Annotated in this window: 16 protein-coding genes and 1 riboswitch; of the genes, 14 read left to right on the forward strand and 2 right to left on the reverse strand. The window is 43.7% G+C overall.

Annotation, left to right across the window (positions count from 1 at the left end):
- Positions 1–165: 165 nt before the first annotated feature.
- Complete coding sequence (locus D4T97_RS16135; protein WP_126051789.1) at positions 166–2,247, reverse strand: molybdopterin-containing oxidoreductase family protein; 2,082 nt, start codon at positions 2,245–2,247, stop codon at positions 166–168.
- A 174-nt stretch (positions 2,248–2,421) separates the two neighbouring features.
- Between D4T97_RS16135 and efeO the strand changes: the two genes are divergently transcribed.
- The 11 genes from efeO (at position 2,422) to D4T97_RS16190 (ending at position 13,430) form a co-directional block, all read left to right on the forward strand.
- On the forward strand, positions 2,422–3,276 hold the full coding sequence (gene efeO / locus D4T97_RS16140; RefSeq protein WP_126051790.1) for an iron uptake system protein EfeO: 855 nt from the start codon (positions 2,422–2,424) through the stop codon (positions 3,274–3,276).
- A gap of 5 nt (positions 3,277–3,281) precedes the next feature.
- Complete coding sequence (gene efeB / locus D4T97_RS16145; RefSeq protein WP_126051791.1) at positions 3,282–4,553, forward strand: iron uptake transporter deferrochelatase/peroxidase subunit; 1,272 nt, start codon at positions 3,282–3,284, stop codon at positions 4,551–4,553.
- The gene (locus D4T97_RS16150; protein ID WP_126051792.1) at positions 4,550–6,283 is read left to right on the forward strand and encodes an FTR1 family iron permease; all 1,734 of its coding nucleotides are present in this window, start codon (positions 4,550–4,552) and stop codon (positions 6,281–6,283) included. The genes efeB and D4T97_RS16150 overlap by 4 nt, the downstream gene beginning before the upstream one ends.
- 466 nt (positions 6,284–6,749) lie before the next feature.
- Entirely contained in the window at positions 6,750–7,136 is a 387-nt protein-coding gene (locus D4T97_RS16155) for a DUF4870 domain-containing protein (RefSeq protein ID WP_235872285.1), read from the forward strand.
- A gap of 111 nt (positions 7,137–7,247) precedes the next feature.
- A riboswitch (SAM riboswitch) is annotated at positions 7,248–7,362 on the forward strand.
- A gap of 101 nt (positions 7,363–7,463) precedes the next feature.
- Positions 7,464–7,613, forward strand: coding sequence for a YezD family protein (locus tag D4T97_RS16160; RefSeq protein ID WP_126051793.1), 150 nt, complete (start codon positions 7,464–7,466; stop codon positions 7,611–7,613).
- Between the two features lie 486 nt (positions 7,614–8,099).
- Positions 8,100–8,930, forward strand: coding sequence for a MetQ/NlpA family ABC transporter substrate-binding protein (locus tag D4T97_RS16165; RefSeq protein WP_126051794.1), 831 nt, complete (start codon positions 8,100–8,102; stop codon positions 8,928–8,930).
- Positions 8,927–9,928, forward strand: a complete 1,002-nt coding sequence (locus D4T97_RS16170; RefSeq protein ID WP_126051795.1) for a methionine ABC transporter ATP-binding protein — start codon at positions 8,927–8,929, stop codon at positions 9,926–9,928. Before D4T97_RS16165 ends, D4T97_RS16170 begins: the two co-directional genes overlap by 4 nt.
- A gap of 1 nt (position 9,929) precedes the next feature.
- Entirely contained in the window at positions 9,930–10,571 is a 642-nt protein-coding gene (locus tag D4T97_RS16175; protein ID WP_126051823.1) for a methionine ABC transporter permease, read from the forward strand.
- Positions 10,572–10,775: 204 nt separating this feature from the next.
- Positions 10,776–11,231, forward strand: a complete 456-nt coding sequence (locus D4T97_RS16180; protein WP_126051796.1) for an OsmC family protein — start codon at positions 10,776–10,778, stop codon at positions 11,229–11,231.
- A gap of 450 nt (positions 11,232–11,681) precedes the next feature.
- Positions 11,682–12,053, forward strand: coding sequence for a DsrE family protein (locus D4T97_RS16185; protein ID WP_126051797.1), 372 nt, complete (start codon positions 11,682–11,684; stop codon positions 12,051–12,053).
- Positions 12,054–12,080: 27 nt separating this feature from the next.
- Positions 12,081–13,430 (forward strand): flavin monoamine oxidase family protein, encoded by a 1,350-nt coding sequence (locus tag D4T97_RS16190; RefSeq protein ID WP_126051798.1) that lies wholly within the window; start codon positions 12,081–12,083, stop codon positions 13,428–13,430.
- A 348-nt stretch (positions 13,431–13,778) separates the two neighbouring features.
- Here the strand turns inward: D4T97_RS16190 and D4T97_RS16195 are convergent, their stop codons facing one another.
- On the reverse strand, positions 13,779–15,170 hold the full coding sequence (locus D4T97_RS16195) for an NAD-dependent succinate-semialdehyde dehydrogenase (RefSeq protein WP_126051799.1): 1,392 nt from the start codon (positions 15,168–15,170) through the stop codon (positions 13,779–13,781).
- Between the two features lie 235 nt (positions 15,171–15,405).
- Between D4T97_RS16195 and D4T97_RS16200 the strand changes: the two genes are divergently transcribed.
- From D4T97_RS16200 to D4T97_RS16210, 3 genes are all read left to right on the forward strand, one after another.
- Positions 15,406–16,275, forward strand: coding sequence for a M23 family metallopeptidase (locus D4T97_RS16200; protein ID WP_126051800.1), 870 nt, complete (start codon positions 15,406–15,408; stop codon positions 16,273–16,275).
- 59 nt (positions 16,276–16,334) lie between these two features.
- Entirely contained in the window at positions 16,335–16,937 is a 603-nt protein-coding gene (locus D4T97_RS16205; RefSeq protein WP_126051801.1) for a GGDEF domain-containing protein, read from the forward strand.
- Between the two features lie 128 nt (positions 16,938–17,065).
- On the forward strand, positions 17,066–18,394 hold the full coding sequence (locus D4T97_RS16210) for a flavin monoamine oxidase family protein (protein WP_126051802.1): 1,329 nt from the start codon (positions 17,066–17,068) through the stop codon (positions 18,392–18,394).
- Positions 18,395–18,634: the final 240 nt, after the last annotated feature.

Consider the following 18,634-nt stretch of genomic DNA (forward strand, 5'->3'; position numbering starts at 1 on the left):
GCGACATCCTGCCGCTTCGCTTGCACTAGCACATCCTGTCCGTCGGAACTGGATGAAGCATATTACGTTTAACAAATTATCCACTAGCATAAAATTTTATAATTGGCTAAACGATGGAAAAAACACGGAGGCTCATGGCAACATGAGTCTCCGCATTTATTTTTATTATTCGATTCCTACAGCTTCCTTTTTAACCTCACCTACAGTTTTCTCCGCCCGTTCAACGCTTACCTTTCCGGAGAAGAATACTGCTCCACCGCCCATATCAGCTACTCTGTCAGGTGTTAGTGAGTTGACGAGATGTTTATCGCCGAATTCGTCGGACCATAGACCTTGGCTGACAACTACACCTGGAAGAACCTGATCGCCGACTGAGGCTGCCATTTCGCATTCGCCGCGATGATTCCAAATGCGCACAGTCTCATCGTTCTTGATTCCAAGCTTTTCGGCGTCCTGTGTGTTCATGAACAATTGCGGGGCTTTTTCAAGCTTTGCGTGCTTCTCATTATTAGAGAATGTAGAGTTCAAGAAATTATGGTTTGGACCTGGAACGAATAGAAAAGGATGATCTTCATCTTCCACTAGCGGTATATGAGTCGGAAGTGGAGGGTGGCCGTCCACTTCCATTCGTTTTGAATATAATTCGATTTTGCCGCTTGGTGTATTTAAGTTTTTCCAATGATTTTCCGTATTCTTTGCTTTTACAAACCGTTTTTCCTTCAATTGATCAAGATTGATCTCAGGGAAATAGGGGTTTGTTACATTGCTTATTGCCTGCTCAATCAGCTCTTCATCGCTATCCTTAAATTCTGGTTCATCAAATCCCATTGCTTCCGCAAGGAGCCTGAAAACATCTGCATTTGATTTGCTTTCTCCGTATGGCGGAATAACCGGTTCTTGCAGGTGCAGATAATGGTGCCAGTAGGATGTGTAAATATCGGTATTTTCATAAGATGAAGTAGCCGGTAAGACAATGTCCGCATACTTTGCGGTTTCAGTAAGGAACAGGTCATGCACTACAGTAAATAGATCCTCGCGTAACAGTCCCTCGCGGACCTTCCCGGCATTAGGTGCCACGACCGCAGGGTTGCTTCCGTAGACGAAAAGTGAACGCACAGGAGGATCTGCTTCATGAAGTGCTTCCGCCAATTGGATCATATTAATTGTTCGGGCCGAATTTTTTCTGAGTTCCGGACGCTGCAAGGCACTGGTGTTGTATGCCAAATAGGCTCCATTGGATTTTACAGCTCCGCCGCCTTTTAACTGCCATTGGCCAGTCAGTGCAGGGAGGCATGAAATCGTACGTACGATCATTCCGCCGTTATCATGATGCTGTGGTCCATTTCCAATCCTGATTAGGGAAGGCGAGAAATCGGCATACATGCGCGCGAGTTTATAAATATCATCAGCAGGCACTCCTGTAATTGTGGAAACCGTTTGAGGGTCATATTTTTTCACATGGACCTCTAGCTCTTCATAGCCGACTGTGTATTTTTCCAAAAAATCACGGTCCACCAGGTTTTCTTCATATAAAACATTCATGATTCCGAGTGCAAGAGCACTGTCTGTTCCAGGGAGGATGGGAATGAACCAGTCAGCCATGCGCCCGGTCTGATTTTTATGGACATCAATGACTACGAGCTTGGCACCGTTCTTCCGTGCTTTTTGTGCAATCATCACCTGGTGCATGTTTGTGCTTGCGGCATTGATCCCCCAGAAAATGAACAGTTTTGTATCTGTCATCTCCTCCGGGTCCGTTCCAAAACCTCCGCCCATTGTATATCCGTAGCCGACATTCCCGGCAGAAGAGCAGATTGTCTGGTCGAGCTGGCTTGCCCCTAAACGGTGAAAGAAGCGCCGGTCCATACCTTCTGAATGGATTTTTCCCATGTTTCCATAAAAGCTGTATGGCAGAATGGACTGGGCGCCTTCCTCGGAAATGAGTTGTCTCCAATGTCTGGCAATGGTTGCAATTGCCTCGTCCCAGCTGATGGGCTCAAATTTCCCTTCACCTTTTTCACCGACACGCTTCAATGGTGTCTGAAGCCGTTTCGGGTCATATAAACGTTCACCCATATTCCGGACTTTATTGCAAATGCTCCCTTTCGTTACGGGGTGATCAGGATCACCATTGACTTTTACAATTTTTCCGTCTTTTTTATGGATCAACAACCCGCACTGATCCGGACAGTCGAGAGAACATACTGATGGGACTACACCATCCTGTACATTGATTAATGACTCCATTTCCAGCAACCCCTTATGATTAAATAATTTCATAGATTATATCACGAATTGGCGTTTCCGTTTGTGTTGCTAACAATTTTTTCCGTAAAAAAATGTAATTGACAATATAAATGAGAATGATTATCATTATAAAAGTAAAAAGTATATAAATCTATGAGTGCGAGGAGTTCTAATATGAATAAAACAGTCAAGACAGCTCTTTATGCTATTTTTTCTATGACCCTGATCTCGGGGTGTGGGGCGGCAGATGAGAAGAAGGATGCTGATGCCGGTCAGGAAGTGCAGCAGGAAAACACTCTGAGTGAAGAAACGCAAAGCTATAAACAGTTTGCGATGGATCAGTTGGATCAATTTGTGATTGAAACTGAGAAATTTGTAGAAGCGGTGAAAGCCGGAGACGTTGAAAAAGCAAAAGAGTTGTACGCTCCTGCGAGAATGTATTTTGAACGGTCTGAACCGATTGCCGAAAGTTTCGGTGACCTTGACCCAAGGATCGATGCGCGGCTTGCAGACATTGAAGGTGAAGGACAGGGAAAAGAAGAATGGTCCGGTTACCATAAAATTGAATACGGCCTTTGGGAGGAAGGGACAACTAAAGGGTACGAAGAAACTGCCGACCAATTGTTAAGTGACGTGAAGGAACTTCGAGCCAAGGTGGAGACGGTTGATGTAACGCCGGATTTAATGATTACAGGGGCAGTGGATTTATTGAATGAAGTGTCCACATCCAAAATCACTGGTGAAGAAGAAATATATTCCCATACGGACTTATATGATTTTAAGGCAAATGTTGAAGGTGCAGAGAAAATTTTTGATATTTTCAAAGTGAAGCTTCAGGAAAAGGATCCAGAGCTTGTAAAAACACTTGAAGGAAACTTTTCGAAATTAAATAGTTTGCTTGATGAATATAAAGCTGGAGATGGATTTGTCTCCTATGAAACATTAACCGCAGAAGATACGAAAGCATTGTCCGAGGCTGTGGATCATCTTGGGGAACCTTTAAGCCAAATGGCAATCGTAGTGGAGTGAGAAAAATGAGCGAGCAGGAAGAGCAATCTTTTTTTAAAAAAGAAATATCCCGACGTGAAATGTTGAAAATCGCAGGGATCGGCGGAGCAGGCATCATTATCGGTGCATCCGCTCTTCCCGGGGTTTTGAATGCCTTGGGGGCTAATCCATTCGTTGATGACGATCCTTCTGCTGAAAATAAGGTCAATTTTTACGGCAAACATCAATCGGGTATTGCAACGAAAGATCCCGAGCATGTCTATTTTGTCTCTCTAAATTGCACAGCCAGGTCGAAGGCGGAATTGAAGGAGATGTTCAAGGTTTGGACAAACCAAAGTGCGGAGCTGATGAACGGCCGGCTTGTAGAACCGTATAGCTCCAATACACTCATGCCACCGGCTGATACGGGTGAAGCGACCGGACTTGATGCTTCCCACCTTACTTTGACGTTCGGGGTGGGCCCAAGCCTATTTGAGAAAAAAGAGCTTGGTCTGCAGCATATGAAACCGAAAGAATTGAAAGACTTGCCGCATTTTCCGAAAGATCAACTGGACCCCGATTACGTTGGAGGAGATATTAGTATTCAGGCTTGTGCGGATGATCCGCAGGTTGCCTTCCATGCTGTCAGAAACCTAGTCCGCTCCGCACGAGGAAAAGTGACCATGCGCTGGTCGCAGACCGGCTTTAATTCTTATGAGATGAAAGGCAAGAGGAAGCAGACCCCACGGAATCTATTCGCCTTTAAAGATGGTACTGGCAATCCGGATGTGGATAATGTAAAAGAGATGAACAAGCACGTCTGGGTTCAGGCAGGTGACTCTAAAAGCTGGCTGTCAGGCGGCACTTACATGGCTGTCAGGCGGATTCAAATGCATCTGGAGACATGGGACAGGACGGCTTTAAGTGCTCAGGAGGCGACTTTTGGCCGCCATCGCGACAGTGGTGCTCCGCTTGGGAAAAAAGGTGAGATGGACGATATGGGACTGGACAGGGTGGAAAACGGCAGTCCGGTGATCCCGGTCAATTCCCATGTCTACTTGGCAAAACAGGTAAAAGACCGTATTTTAAGGCGCTCTTTCTCCTATTCGGACGGTGTCGATCGAAAGACTGGAACATTTGATGCTGGACTGTTATTCATTTCCTTTCAGAAGCATCCGAAGCAGTTCATTAATATCCAAAACAGTTTCGGCAGGGTTGATAAATTAAACGAATATATCACTCACCGTGGCAGTGCACTGTTCGCCTGTTTTCCGGGTGTGAAAAAAGGAAGCTATCTTGGAGCTGAGTTGTTCGTATGAAAAAAGCAATTATGATTTTTTGTCTAATATTTATAATGCTGGCCCCCATGAATCTCGTTCATGCCCAGGATAGCTACAGCGGGATATTCAGTATTGTCGGGGATGCCATGATGAAAACGAAAGCAGGCGAATGGGCGAGTGTGCAAGACCTCGCTGAACAGCTGACTGCCGAATGGAAACAGACAGCTCCTAAAAGCAAAGCGGCAACGGAAGTAGATAAAGCCATGCTAGAAATGAATGCCGCCGTGATAAAGGAGAATAAGGAAGAGACACTGGCAGCTTTATCTGACATATCTCATGCACTCGTTGCATTGGAAAAAGAACAGAATCCTGTCGATGAAGCGGCACATCGGGAAGAAATCAAAACAATATTTTTCCCGATGCTGGACAACCTTAAGGCTTCAATTGGAGAAAAGGATGCTTTAAAAGCTGATGCTGAATACAAGAAGATTTTATCCGCATGGAGTAAAAAAGAAGGCATCATCCGTGAGCAAAGCATCGCCCATTACGGTAAAATTGAAACGCAGCTGGGGTTGCTGCGGATTGCGTTAACACAGGAAGAGAAAGACTTCGGACAAATGCAGATGATTGCGGAAACAATGTCTGATGCGTTTACTGAATTTGTGGCTGGAAAAGAAGTGAAGGCGGCAAATGAAGGGCATTCGCTCCAAACGCTCATTAATTTGCTCGAAAAAGCGGATCAGGCGATTGACGAGGAAAAACCAGAACAGGCTGTGGCTTCCTTGCAAGATTTTTTGACTATCTGGCCGTCCGTTGAAGGGGAAGTCCGTACGAGGAACGGGGGACTTTATACAAAGCTGGAAAGTGGTATTCCAGTCATTGCCGGAAAGCTTTCTTCTTCGGGGACCGATCTGAAGGAGCAGCAAAAAAAAATCAATGCATACAAAATGGATATCCTTCAACTGCAGGAAAAAACAAGCTACACCATCTGGGATGCGGCATTGATCCTGCTACGTGAAGGGCTGGAAGCACTCCTGATCATCGCTGCCTTGATTGCTTTTTTAAGAAAAGCAAATGCGCGCCAATATCAAAAGTGGATTTGGATTGGTGCACTTCTTGGAGTTGCCATGAGTGCCTGTGCGGCGCTTTTGATCAACGTCCTGTTTACAGCTGCGTCACAAGGTGCGAACAGGGAAGTGATAGAAGGGATTACTGGAATCATAGCAGTGATTATGATGATAGGTGTCGGTATCTGGCTCCATCAAAAGTCCAATATTCAAGCATGGAATCATTTTATTGAAAAACAAATGGGGGCCGCTTTATCTACGGGCAGTATCGTATCTATGGCCTTTATCAGTTTCCTGGCCATTTTTCGTGAAGGGGCGGAAACGATCATCTTCTATATGGGAATGGCCCCGTCAATCGGGACAGGGGAGTTGGCCGCAGGAATTGGTATTGCAACTGCGATTCTAGTTGTCTTAGCATTTTTACTGATCAGGTACAGCTCCAAAATAGCAGTGGGACTATTTTTTAAATCAGCTACCGTTTTAATTTACTTTTTGGCGTTTAAAATCCTGGGTGTAAGCATACATGCACTTCAATTGACCGACCATATCCGAGCAACACAGCTTCACTCGTTGCCGACAATCAACCTTATTGGATTTTATCCTTCATTGGAAGTCATTATCCCGCAGATTCTTCTGTTGGCTGTTATTATGATCGCTTCCTTTATTATTCATAAACCGGGCAAACATGTGCAGCCCTCGTAAATGAAGAAAACACACCGAAGCAGCTGTTGGCTCGGTGTGTTTTTTATGCTTTATAGGTTGAATTTTATTATTTACTTTGAGCCAATGTTGATGTGGACCAATTAATCTTGCCCAATGTTCTTCTGGTGTCTGTTTTTATGAAGCTCGCCTTTTTCGGACATGCTCTTTGGCCAAGATACCCGTTTTTAACAAAGCCAGCTTTTTTTCAGTCATGTTCTTCGGCCAAGATACCCGTTTTTTACGAAGATGTTGCCCGTGTTTGCCATTTTTCCATTGCCACAGGAGTAAAATTTAAGGTGATTATTTCCATGTCTCAAGGTAGCCACAGTGAAAAATTTAAATTAATTTAGATAATTGGTTAATTACAGATTTTTTTGTATTTTTTTCTAGATTCAATAGTATTCAAATGATGAATTTGATACACTCAAATCAACAAAATTTCGTAGTAAGAAAGGAGGAGGAACAATTGGACGAAAAAAAACAAGAAATTGAATCTAGCAGTAACGAGGTACCGGAGAAATCATCCACCGGTCTGGATGAGAATATTGCAGGACTGCTGTGCTATTTGGGTACGTTTGTGACAGGCATTATTTTCTTTTTCCTTGAAAAGAAAAGTTCATTTGTGAAATTCCATGCCATGCAGTCCATTGTGCTTTATCTTATGCTTGGGATTTTAAGAGTGGGCGTTGGATACGTACCATTTGTCGGATGGATTCTGAAGGCCGTTATTTCCTTGATTGGTCTCGTATTATGGATTTTGCTCATGATCAAAGCTTATCAGCACGAACGGACCAGATTACCGATTGTGGGTGAAATTGCTGAAAATCTTTTGGAGAAGAATAGCCGAAATTAAAATAGGTTATATGCCAAATGGCCTGATTTGAAGAAATACAAAAACAAGGTTGACAATTGATTTCATTCCGAATAGAATATGATTTACATTCACAAATTCATATTTTCATAACTCTTATGAAGAGAGGTGGAGGGACTGGCCCTGCGAAGCCTCGGCAACCATTGAATAATATTTTATTCAAACGGTGCCAATTCCAGCAGATTTTTATAAATCTGATATATAAGAGGCAAAGCTTGGTTAATATTGTCATAAGCGGAGACCTCTTATTATTAAGGGGTCTTTTTTTCTTGTATATCAGGGCACTTACAATCAAAGGAGATGAGGGGAATGGGGGAAAAAGCAACGGTAGAAAAAGAGAAACTGGAAGTGATTGTAGAAGCGCTCGGCAATTTGCGTTTTGGCGAATTACAGATAACTGTCCACGAAGGGAAAATCGTCCAGATTAACAAAATTGAAAAGCGGCGATTCCCTGCATAGTAATAGAAAAGCGGAAGCTCCCGGTTAGTGACATACGGACTGGACTTCTCCGACTGAGTACAATGAAGTGGAGAAATGTTGACACATAGTCGAATGAGGGTGGGATTCCACTATAGCTGATTAGTCAATCAGCCCAAAAAACATGTTTAGTTTTGTTAATAAAGTATCTGAAGCTCACCGGACAACCGGAGGCCTCTTGAATTCAACACAGCTTACTGTGTGAATCAAGGGGTCTTTTTTTGAAAAAAAGTACGAAAAGGAGTTGAGCTTTCCGACGGACGATAGGAATCTACTGGTAATGATTGTAATGGTTTTATTTAATTCCTGAGTATTTTTATATGTAAAGTTTACTTTCAGTGGCTTCTTTTTCGCTGAAGAGTAGGAGCACCGGACTTAAAAAAATCCGGATCCTTCAAAAAGAAGTCGGGCAGGGCACCATTTATGCATGTAATAAAAAATTCATAGTTTACATGAGGAGATAACCAAATGAGAAAAACTTTGCTTTACATTACGTTAATTTTGAGTTTGTTTGTTTTGGGAGCATGTGGGACGACTTCAGCCAGTGAGGAAAAGAAAGTAATAACCATCGGTGCGACAGCGGGGCCTTACAGTGATCAATTGAGGGAGGGGATCATTCCTATCCTTGAAAAAGACGGATACAAGGTAAGTATCGTTGAGTTCAATGACTATATCCAACCGAACATCGCTTTGGATGAAGGAGAAATAGACGCTAACCTATTCCAAAACCGGATTTATCTAGGGCAGTTCAATAAAGATCACAACATGGATTTGGTTGCGTCTTATGCTGTACCGACTGCTCCAATTGCACTTTATTCGGAAAAACATCATACTTTGGACGATTTAAAAGAAGGCATGACGGTGGCCACACCGAATGATCCTACCAATCTTGCAAGATCTCTGAATATGCTTGCAGATTTCGGTTTGATTAAAGTCAATGAAGACGCAGATCCAACGGTCGTTTCTGAAAAAGATATTGTGGAAAATAAGCTGAACTTAAAAATCAAGCCGATTGATCCGGCGCAAACCCCGCGTTCACTGGGGGATACGGACTTTGCTTTCATTAACGGGAACTTTGCACTCGCTTCAGGATTGAAGTTGGAGGAAGCTGTTGAAATCGAAAAAACCTCTGAAGACTATTTGATATATGTCACGCTCAGAAAAGAAGACGTGGATGAGCCTTTTGCAAAGGCCTTGGAGAAAGCCTATCATTCTGACGAGTTTTTAGATTACACGAATAAGAGCGCCAAAGGGTATGTGAAGCCGCAGTATCAAGTGGAGAAGGAGGCAAATAAATGATTGAAATTGAAAGTGTCACAAAACAGTATAACAATGTGACGGCTGTCGATCATGTCAACCTGGTTATTCGCCAGGGAGAGATTTTCGGCATCATCGGATACAGCGGTGCTGGAAAGAGTACTTTGCTAAGATGCTTGAATCTTTTGGAAAGACCGACAGAAGGCAAGATTTTAATCGATGGCAAGGATCTTACATCATTATCCGATCGTGAGGTAAGAAAAGAACGCCAAAAGATTGGCATGATTTTTCAGCACTTTCATCTGATAAGTTCAAAGACAGTCTTTGAAAATGTCGCTTTTTCTTTAAAAGCCGCGGGAAAAACGAAAGAGGAAATTAAAAAACGAGTGCCGGAGCTGTTGGAAATGGTGGGACTGTCAGACCGCAGCAGCCATTACCCTGCACAACTATCGGGAGGACAAAAGCAACGCGTGGGAATCGCACGGGCCCTCGCCAATGATCCAAAAGTTCTACTTTGTGACGAAGCGACATCAGCACTGGATCCTACGACAACAAAGTCGATTTTACAGCTGTTGAAAAAAATCAATGAAACGCTTGGTATTACGATTGTGTTAATTACTCATGAAATGGAAGTGGTACAGGACATTTGCCATCGGGTGGCCGTTATGGAAAATGGCAAAGTTGTCGAGGTTGCCGATGTTTATGATATTTTTGCCAATCCGAAAACAGCCCTGTCGAAACAATTTGTTCAAACTGTCCATTCATTGGCCTTGCCTGAAAGACTGCTTGAAGGAAGAAAAGGGCCGATTGTTCAGATCACTTTCCAGGGAGAATCGGCAGAGGAGGCTGTCATATCTGAAACTTTGAGACAGTTCAATGTAAACGCAAATATTCTACATGGTCAGATTTCTTATATCCAGGACCGCCCGCTCGGGACGCTCATCATTGAAATGATTGGCTCGAGCTCGGATGTGCAGCAGGCGATAGATTATATAACAAAACGGACGAATCAATTGGAGGTGCTCGCCGGTGTTGCCTGAGATGGTGAATGAATTCGGAAAAGCGTTTGTTGAAACTTCATGGATGATGGGGATTGCTGTCGCGTTCGCAGTAGTCATTGGTATTCCTCTTGGTGTAGCACTATTTGTAACAAGTGAGGGCATGTTTTGGCAAAACCGCTTCATGCAAAATGTAGCGGGAAGCATCATCAATATCATTCGTTCCATACCGTTCATTATATTACTTGTCGTTCTGATTCCATTTACAAAATTGATTCTAGGTACAACGATGGGGCCAGCGGCTGCAAGTGTATCATTGACCGTAGCGGCCATCCCTTTTTATGCCAGACTTGTGGAAACATCCTTGCGTGAAATTGACAAAGGTGTCATTGAGGCGGCGGAATCATGCGGTGCCTCCCCATGGCTGATCATCAAAGATGTACTTCTTCCGGAAGCAAAGTCAGGCATGATTGCGGGTCTTACCGTAACGGTAATCAGCTTATTAAGCTACTCGGCCATGGCTGGAATTGTCGGCGGTGGTGGGATCGGAGACCTGGCCATTCGCTTCGGCTATTACCGTTTCCAAAACGATGTCATGATTGCAACGGTTATCATATTGGTTATACTCGTCCAGTTGATTCAGTTTGGCGGAGACCGTGCAGCCAGGGCAGTGGATAAAAGATAAAATATACCGTGAGCAGCGTGGTTGAGTCTACCTTGAAAGGGGGCGATACCAAAGGAGAAGAAAGAAGTCATGTTTTAGGATCATATAAAAACGTAGTAGGTACGATATTTATATGATTTACGAGTCAGTAGTAACGGACTACAAGTTATCATGAATTTATATCCCAGGAAAAAATTAAAATAATGAAAATTGGAGTGGTGGAAAATGGCAACAATAAGTCAACTAATTAAGGTAGCTACAGATGGCAAATGGGAAAGCGGATTGCAGACTTCTATTAATATCAGGGATTTTTCACCTATCATCGTTGATGAGCCAGTAAATCTTGGCGGAGCGGACGAAGGTCCGAATCCCGTTGAATTGGTTTTGGCAGGGCTCTCCAGCTGTGCATCAGTCATGATTGCATTAATTGCCAAAGAGCAGAATTTTTCATACAGCGGTGTTGAATTTAAGAATGAAGGGGAGTTGGATTTGCGTGGACTTCAGGGGGTTGAAGGCGTGTCCCCGCACTTTCAATCAGTGACGTTCGATGTGTTTTTTACGACAGACGAAAGCCAGGAAAAAATTAATATACTCAAGGATGAAGTAGAAAAAAGATGCCCGGTCCTTAACCTTTTGGCAGATGCAGGGGTCAAGGTTGAGGGTAACTGGGTGAAAGCTTAATATGTTGGAAAAAGCCGCTGTTTAGCGGTTTTTTTTATGTTGAGGAAATTATAAAATTCTATGCTTGTGGATAACTTGTTAATTGGAATATGCTACATCCAGCTCCAGCGCCACAGTTAATACGAGGAAGCCTTGTTCAGCTCGTCGCAAAGCACAGGAAGTTTCTCGAAGAAGCAGCTTGCCTACGATAAGTCAACATCGGCTCCGACGGACAGGACGTCCTAGTGCCACCGTAAGCCACAGGATGTGGCGATCTGAGGCGGCCTTCGTNTAAGCCACAGGATGTGGCGATCTGAGGCGGCCTTCGTCGCCGTGTTTCCTTTATCTCGTTGGAGTCACCCCAGTCTGTACGTCGATGAACAGGCGCTTGCGCTTTTGTTTCTTGTGCAAGCTTTATGATCCTCCTTCGATATGGTACAATGTTTAAAATTTCAATGAGGAGGAATCGTTATGGAATATCCGGACCTGCTGATTACTCTGACTGCACATGATAATAATCCCAACAATGTGACGATCGCTTTTACGATGGGGGTCAAGGCGCTGGAAAAGGGCCATGATGTGGAAATTCTGCTGTTGTCGGATGGCGTCCATTTGGCTGAAAATGGGTTTGCAGCTAAAATTGATATTGGAGAGCCATTCAAAGGGATTAGGGAATTGCTGCCTGCATTTTTAGAAAGCCGCGGAAAATTAAAAGTTTGTTCAGCATGCATGGAACATAATGGTGTCAAAGAAGAAGACATCATTGATGGGGCCGAAATCATCAATGCGGATTATGTCGTTGATGCATTAATGAATTCAAAGAAAGCGCTTCAATTAAATTAATTCATAGATAAAAGAGGGATGCGGGGCATGGGGGAAATTTTTTCAAAAGATATATATGATGCCATTATAATAGGAGCTGGATTTGCCGGGCTGGCAGCTGCACGGGAGCTTGAGATGCTTGGACGTCGAGTTCTAATCTTGGAAGCGCGCGATCGTGCAGGAGGCCGGACATGGACGGACAGTCGGCTTGGATGTGATCTGGAATTGGGCGGTACGTATGTCCATTGGTATCAGCCACATGTCTGGAGTGAGCTTACTCGCTATAATCTTGAGCTCGACGAGGCGCCGGCTCCTGAAAAAGCTTTCTGGATAACTGATGGAAAGCTGAAAATGGGTACGGTAGAAGAACTTGGTTCTATTTTAATAGAAAGCTATGAATGCATCATGAAAGAAGCAGTGGAGTGTTTTCTAAATCCATTCGATCCTTTTGGAGCGAGAAATATCAAAGAGATCGACAGCCTTTCGGTTACTGATTTTATTGAAAGGATAAATCTTACTAAGGAACAGCGCGACCTGATCAACAGTTCCTTAGGGATCAATTTTAGCGGGCCGCCAGAAGAAGGGGCGGTCACTCAAATGTTCCGTTGGTGGGCATTTTCACAGGGCAGCCGGGCGATTTTTACCGACACTGTCGGGCGCTTTAAAATTAAGGGTGGCACTAAAGCTCTTGTCGAGGCACTGGCATCTGATGTCAAGGCGGACATTAAATATTCTTCGGATGTTTCGTCTGTGGAAAATATTGATGGGCTAGTGGCTGTTCAAACGATTGATGGAGAGCTTTTCTACACCAAAACAGCGGTTGTAACTGTACCGTTAAGTGTCTTGGACAGAATTAACTTTAAATCTGGTCTTTCAAAGTTGAAGCAGGCTTTTATAGAGGAAAAGCAAGTGTCCAGAGGCGTAAAAGTTTGGGCAAGAATAAAGGGGGAGCTGGACCCCTTCGTTACGTATGCACCGGCGGATTATCCACTCCAATCAGTTCATTTCGAAGGGGCGGTCGATGGAGACACTATTGTAGTCGGATTTGGTTCGGATGCAGGCAGATTAGATCCTGCTGACTGCGACGCTGTGGAACGGGCTATTAGGTTGTGGCTGCCTGAAGTTGAGATTGTAGAAGCAACTGGGCATGACTGGACCAACGACAAGTTTTCCATGGAGACGTGGCCCATGTTGAAACCAAGCCAACTGACAACATATATAGAAGAAATGCGTCGTCCGGAAAATGGAATATTTTTAGCGGGGACTACATATGCAAACGGGTGGGCTGGTTTTATAGACGGGGCAATTGAAAATGGCGTCGGAACAGGAAGAAATGTACATGAATATTTGCAATCGAAGGACTCTTGTTTAGTTATTCAAAGACGCCCAACGTGTTGAAATGGAACATGGTGGATTATTGCCAGAGGTTAAACCTTATACTGGTACACGCTCGTAAAGGTGAGAAAAAACAAGAGAGAGCCAAAACGTATGGTTGTTGGAAAGGGAATGAGCTAAAGGGCGCCTTGAATTCAATGAATTCTGAGGGCCCTTTTATTTTTCTCGGGAGTGCCGAAATTCCGAGAAAAATACCCACGGATAAACGAACATCCCTTTTACCAATCAAAAACCCGGACCGACCTTAAAATAGGTCGCCCGGGTTTTTCGTTAAACAAAAATTATTTTTACTATATTAGCGTTTAGCTCCAGCGCCTATCGACTAGCAGACTTCGCGCCTCCGCTTTCGTATTATAGCCCACCAATAGAAACATATTTTGTTTCCAAGTATGGCTCGATTCCTTCGATACCGCCTTCGCGTCCAAGTCCGCTCTCTTTCATGCCGCCGAATGGCACGTGAGCTGCAGATGGTGCGCCGTCGTTCCAGCCGATGATGCCGAAATCAAGGTTTTCATGAAGGTATGTTCCAGTTTTATAGTTATTTGTGAAGAAGTAGGCAGCAAGTCCATATGGAGTGTTGTTTGCAATTTCCACTGCTTCTTCCAACGTTTTAAATGTAACGATTGGAGCAACAGGTCCGAATGTTTCTTCCTGCATGATGTCCATGTCGTGTGTAACGTTTTTAAGGACAGTTGGGTAAACGAAATAAGATCCTTTTTCTTCATCAACATCAAATTGGTTTCCTGCAAGTACTTCCGCGCCTTTTTCGACTGCGTCGTTGATTTGGAAAGCAATTTTTTCATAACCTTTTTTGTTGATGACTGGTCCTACATCAGTGTCGGCATCCAAGCCGTTTCCAACTTTAAGCTGTTTTGCTTTCTCAGCAAATTTTTCAGCGAATTGATCTGCGACGCTTTCATGAACAAGCAGGCGGTTCGCACATACGCATGTTTGACCGGCGTTTCTGAATTTCGTCAACATTGTTTGTTCTACAGCCAAGTCGATGTCAGCATCCTCCGCTACGATCAATGGAGCGTGTCCGCCAAGTTCCATTGTTACGTGCTGAATATTGTTGGCAGTGTCTCTAATGAGTGCTTTTCCTACTGGAGTTGATCCAGTGAAAGTGATTTTTCTGACGTGCTTGCTACTCGTGAAAAGTTCACCCATCATGCGTCCGCTTCCGTTGACTACTTGAACAGCGTCTTCAGGAATTCCTGCTTCGTGTGCAAGCTCAATCAAGCGGATAGTTGTCAATGGTGTTTCAACCGCAGGCTTCACGATGAAAGTACAGCCGGCTGCAAGAGCAGGAGCTGCTTTTCTTGTCATCATTGCTGCTGGGAAGTTCCAAGGAGTGATGGCTGCAACAAGACCGATTGGTTGTCTTGTAACCATGATTCTCTTGGATTCAGCAGATGCAGGTACTGTGCGGCCATATATGCGTTTCGCTTCTTCTGCATACCAAAGTACATAGCTTACTGCATAGTCCACTTCACCTAAAGATTCACGGAGAGGTTTCCCGTTTTCTTTAGTCATGACTTCTGCAATGCTTTCTTTATGTTCTTTGATTTTATCAGCCCATTTAAAAAGCAACTCAGATCTCTTGTGAGCATTTACTTGAGACCATTTTTTAAAAGCTTCGTGGCCTTTTTCAAGCTTCTGATTTACTTCCTCGGCTGTATCCACTTTTACGTCTTGGATGACGTCGCCTGTAGCCGGGTTTTTTACCTGGAATGTTTCTGCCATGATCAAAACTCCTTTATGTATAAATTATTTTCATCCACCTGGCAGTTCGTGTTGCCTAATGTCGAAAATGAAAATTAGGTAAATCATCTACTATTTTAACACAAAGTATCGAAACTACCACTTATTAATTTATGATATTTATTGGTAACTTCAACAAATCGGATAGGGTTACTGATTTTAAAAGAAAAATATATAAAGAAGTTGAGGTTTTATATTACGGAGAGAGGGTGAGAAATTGAATTTTGTAGGCTATCGAATAACATCTCCATATGGTTGGAGGACGGATCCGATTAGAGGAGGAAGGGAATTCCACGCAGGAATTGACCTTGTGAAGGCAGATCGGGCTCCCATTCATGCATTCACGGAAGGTCATGTTTTGTTTGCTGGCATGGGGAGTGCCGGCTCCGGATTGGGCGGATATGGGAATGTCGTTGTGATTAAAGGTAAGGACGGCTGCGCACATCTATATGCGCATCTTGTAAAAACTGAAGTAAAGGCAGGGATGTTTGTAAAAAAAGGTCAGGTTATCGGACGCCAGGGTGCAACAGGAAGAGTCACAGGCTCCCATTTGCATTACGAGGTCAGAAGAAAGTCATCACCAAAATATGGTTGGACGGTTAATCTTGAGCAATCCACTTTTTCTCCCATCGAGTACTTAACGTCATATTATCGCCAAGACCAACTCATATTTAAATTGGAAAAAGCTACGAATGGCTACGTTTCAGCAGCAGATGCGAGCCGACGGGTTAATAAAAAAACAACTGTTAGAGCAGGTACCTACTTCGTATTCAATGTGTCAGGTGAAATGGTCAATGTAACAAGCAGGGAAGGCGTCCCAGGCAACTGGATCAATCCCGGAGCAAATACGGAAAAGCATTACAAAAAAATCATTTTGCCCAAATCATCTTCTTCGTGGCGAGTATACCCAATCAATAAAAAGCCCGTAAAAGGAAACGAAATTGGCTTCCTAAACCCAAAGAAATTCGGGGGATTATCGTATGACATCATAGGAAATCCCCGCAATGATGTTTATACCATTCAAACAGCCAATTTTGGTAAGGTAAATATTTATGCGGCTCCAGGAACCGGAGCGAAAGTCCAATGAAAATCACCGGCTTCTGTGGTAAAATCATTGATGGAAAATGAGCGGAAGAGGGAATGTAGATGGGATTTCGCGGGAGATTTTTTTCGGTTTTTGTAGTGGCGCTATTCAATATCCTCCGTTACTTTTATTATCATTATTATTTAGGGCTTCCTTTTAAAGCCGATTTCTTTATTTTAACCGCAATATTCATGTCTATTGCTTGGTGGTGCGGCAAACAGTATGACCGAGCTAAGTATTACTCAGAAAAGGACGCTTTGACAAATACATTCAACAGACGCACTGTGGAAAAAAAGTTTAATGCTTTTTATAAAAAGCATGGTCGCAAAGTCGGTGTGGTCATGATTGATCTTAATGACTTTAAAAAAATCAATGACTGTTATGGTCATAATAAGGGGGACGAAGTACTTAGAATTGTAGGAACCCGATTGAATGAAATTGTTAAGGAAGAAGATTGTGCTGCCCGCTGGGGTGGAGATGAATTCCTACTGCTTATTAATAACCCGAAAGCTGACTTTAAAGCAGATAGGATAAAGATGGAATTGGAAGCGCTGGAGCTGGTTTCGGTTTCCATTGGCACCGCTGTTTTCCCTGACCATGGAAACACGCTCGAGATGTTGATTCAGTATGCTGATGCAAAATTGTATGAAATGAAGGAGCCTTAATGAACCCCAAGTGATATTAGCGCTTGGGGCTTTTCGTTCTTATAGAATTGTTATAAAATATTTATATAGTTTCGACAGCTTTCCGCAAAAATGAAAAGGCTTTCTATATGGAGTTTGGGGGTATATTGATGAAAGATCAAAAGCAAACAACAAGTTATGATGTCATTATTGTGGGGGGAGGTTTTGCCGGGCTGACGGCAGCTCGGGAGCTCAACATGTTGGGCTATGATGTTTTGTTGCTTGAGGGGAAAGATCGATTAGGCGGACGGACCTGGACGGGTCACAGACTGGGCTGTGACCTTGAGTTGGGCGGGACCTATGTCCATTGGTATCAACCGCATACATGGGCGGAAATTACTCGGTACGGACTGCAATTATGTGAAGCTCCGGCAGCTAAAAAAGCTTATTGGATCACAGGTGGTAACCTGAGGACAGGAACTCCGGGCGAACTGAATTCTATTGTAAAGGAGAGTTTTGAACAGCTGCTTAATAAAGCTTATGAACACCTTCCGCAGCCGTTTAACCCGCTTGCATCTTCTTCATTCACAGAGATGGACGAAACGACAGTTTACGAATACTTAGATCGTTTTTCTTTTACAAGTGAGCAGAAGGACTTTTTAAATAGTTTGCTGACGATCGATTTTAATGGGGATCCAATGGAAGGAGCCATCACTCAAATGTTCCGCTGGTGGGCTTTTTCCGGCGGCAGCCGTTATGTTTTTGCCGATACGGTTTCAAGGTACAAAATTAAGACTGGAACCAAGTCCCTGATTGAAGCCATTGCAGGGGATGTGAAGGCGGAAATCAAATTATCCGCAGTTGTGGAATCCATTGAAAGTAATGAAAACTTCGTTCAGGTTAAAATCCGGGATGGAGAGAGCTTCAGAGCGAAAGCAGCGATTGTTACGGCTCCGCTCTCTACTTTGGATAAAATTCGCTTCCAACCTGCATTGTCAGATTTGAAACAAGCTTTTATAGAAGAAAAACAGGTCGCTAAAGGCATCAAAGTATGGGCACGTGTTAAAGGGAGAATTGAGCCCTTCGTTACATATGCACCTGCGGGTTACCCGTTAAATTCCGTTCACTTGGATAGCTATATAGAAGGCGATAGTATCATTGTAGGGTTTGGTTCTGACGCCAGCCGCTTAGACAGTGACGATCCAAAAGCGGTGGAAGCTGCTATCAGTCATTGGCGCACTGATTTGGACATTATCGAGAGTACTGCACATGATTGGGCTGGCGATGATCTGGCTCAAGAAACATGGCCAATGTTGAAGCCGAATCAGTTTACGAAATACATCGAGGAAATGAAGCGGCCTGAGCAGGGTGTGTTTTTGGCAGGAACAACTTATGCGAACGGCTGGGGCGGCTTCATTGACGGCGCAATTGAAAATGCGATTGAAACGAGCCGGAAAGTACATCAGTATTTAAGTGTTTCTATGGAAACCGTAAGGTAGGTCATTTTGTATGTCGTTTTAGAATAAAAATCGTGCAAAGCTTCTTATTTTCCAAGTGAGGCGCTCCCTTTGGTGGCTGAAAACGCCCCCGGGGAAGTGTCTCTTCTTTCTTGTATAGCGGACTATAAAATTCTTCAGCAGCGGATAATTTTTCCCAGTCTAGCTTCAGCGCTCAGCGACTAGCAGCTTTGCGCGCAATGTGCTCCAAGGGATGGATTATTCGAGGAAGGGATGTTACCT

This window comes from Siminovitchia acidinfaciens (genome assembly GCF_003605385.1).
GTDB lineage: Bacteria > Bacillota > Bacilli > Bacillales > Bacillaceae_C > Siminovitchia > Siminovitchia acidinfaciens.

Excerpts from the sequence above, each read along its gene's own strand:
- D4T97_RS16135 (WP_126051789.1), bottom strand. The coding sequence starts at position 2,247 with ATGGAGTCATTAATCAATGTACAGGATGGTGTAGTCCCATCAGTATGT.
- efeO (WP_126051790.1), top strand. The coding sequence starts at position 2,422 with ATGAATAAAACAGTCAAGACAGCTCTTTATGCTATTTTTTCTATGACC.
- efeB (WP_126051791.1), top strand. The coding sequence starts at position 3,282 with ATGAGCGAGCAGGAAGAGCAATCTTTTTTTAAAAAAGAAATATCCCGA.
- D4T97_RS16150 (WP_126051792.1), top strand. The coding sequence starts at position 4,550 with ATGAAAAAAGCAATTATGATTTTTTGTCTAATATTTATAATGCTGGCC.
- D4T97_RS16160 (WP_126051793.1), top strand. The coding sequence starts at position 7,464 with ATGGGGGAAAAAGCAACGGTAGAAAAAGAGAAACTGGAAGTGATTGTA.
- D4T97_RS16165 (WP_126051794.1), top strand. The coding sequence starts at position 8,100 with ATGAGAAAAACTTTGCTTTACATTACGTTAATTTTGAGTTTGTTTGTT.
- D4T97_RS16170 (WP_126051795.1), top strand. The coding sequence starts at position 8,927 with ATGATTGAAATTGAAAGTGTCACAAAACAGTATAACAATGTGACGGCT.
- D4T97_RS16175 (WP_126051823.1), top strand. The coding sequence starts at position 9,930 with ATGGTGAATGAATTCGGAAAAGCGTTTGTTGAAACTTCATGGATGATG.
- D4T97_RS16180 (WP_126051796.1), top strand. The coding sequence starts at position 10,776 with ATGGCAACAATAAGTCAACTAATTAAGGTAGCTACAGATGGCAAATGG.
- D4T97_RS16185 (WP_126051797.1), top strand. The coding sequence starts at position 11,682 with ATGGAATATCCGGACCTGCTGATTACTCTGACTGCACATGATAATAAT.
- D4T97_RS16190 (WP_126051798.1), top strand. The coding sequence starts at position 12,081 with ATGGGGGAAATTTTTTCAAAAGATATATATGATGCCATTATAATAGGA.
- D4T97_RS16195 (WP_126051799.1), bottom strand. The coding sequence starts at position 15,170 with ATGGCAGAAACATTCCAGGTAAAAAACCCGGCTACAGGCGACGTCATC.
- D4T97_RS16205 (WP_126051801.1), top strand. The coding sequence starts at position 16,335 with ATGGGATTTCGCGGGAGATTTTTTTCGGTTTTTGTAGTGGCGCTATTC.
- D4T97_RS16210 (WP_126051802.1), top strand. The coding sequence starts at position 17,066 with ATGAAAGATCAAAAGCAAACAACAAGTTATGATGTCATTATTGTGGGG.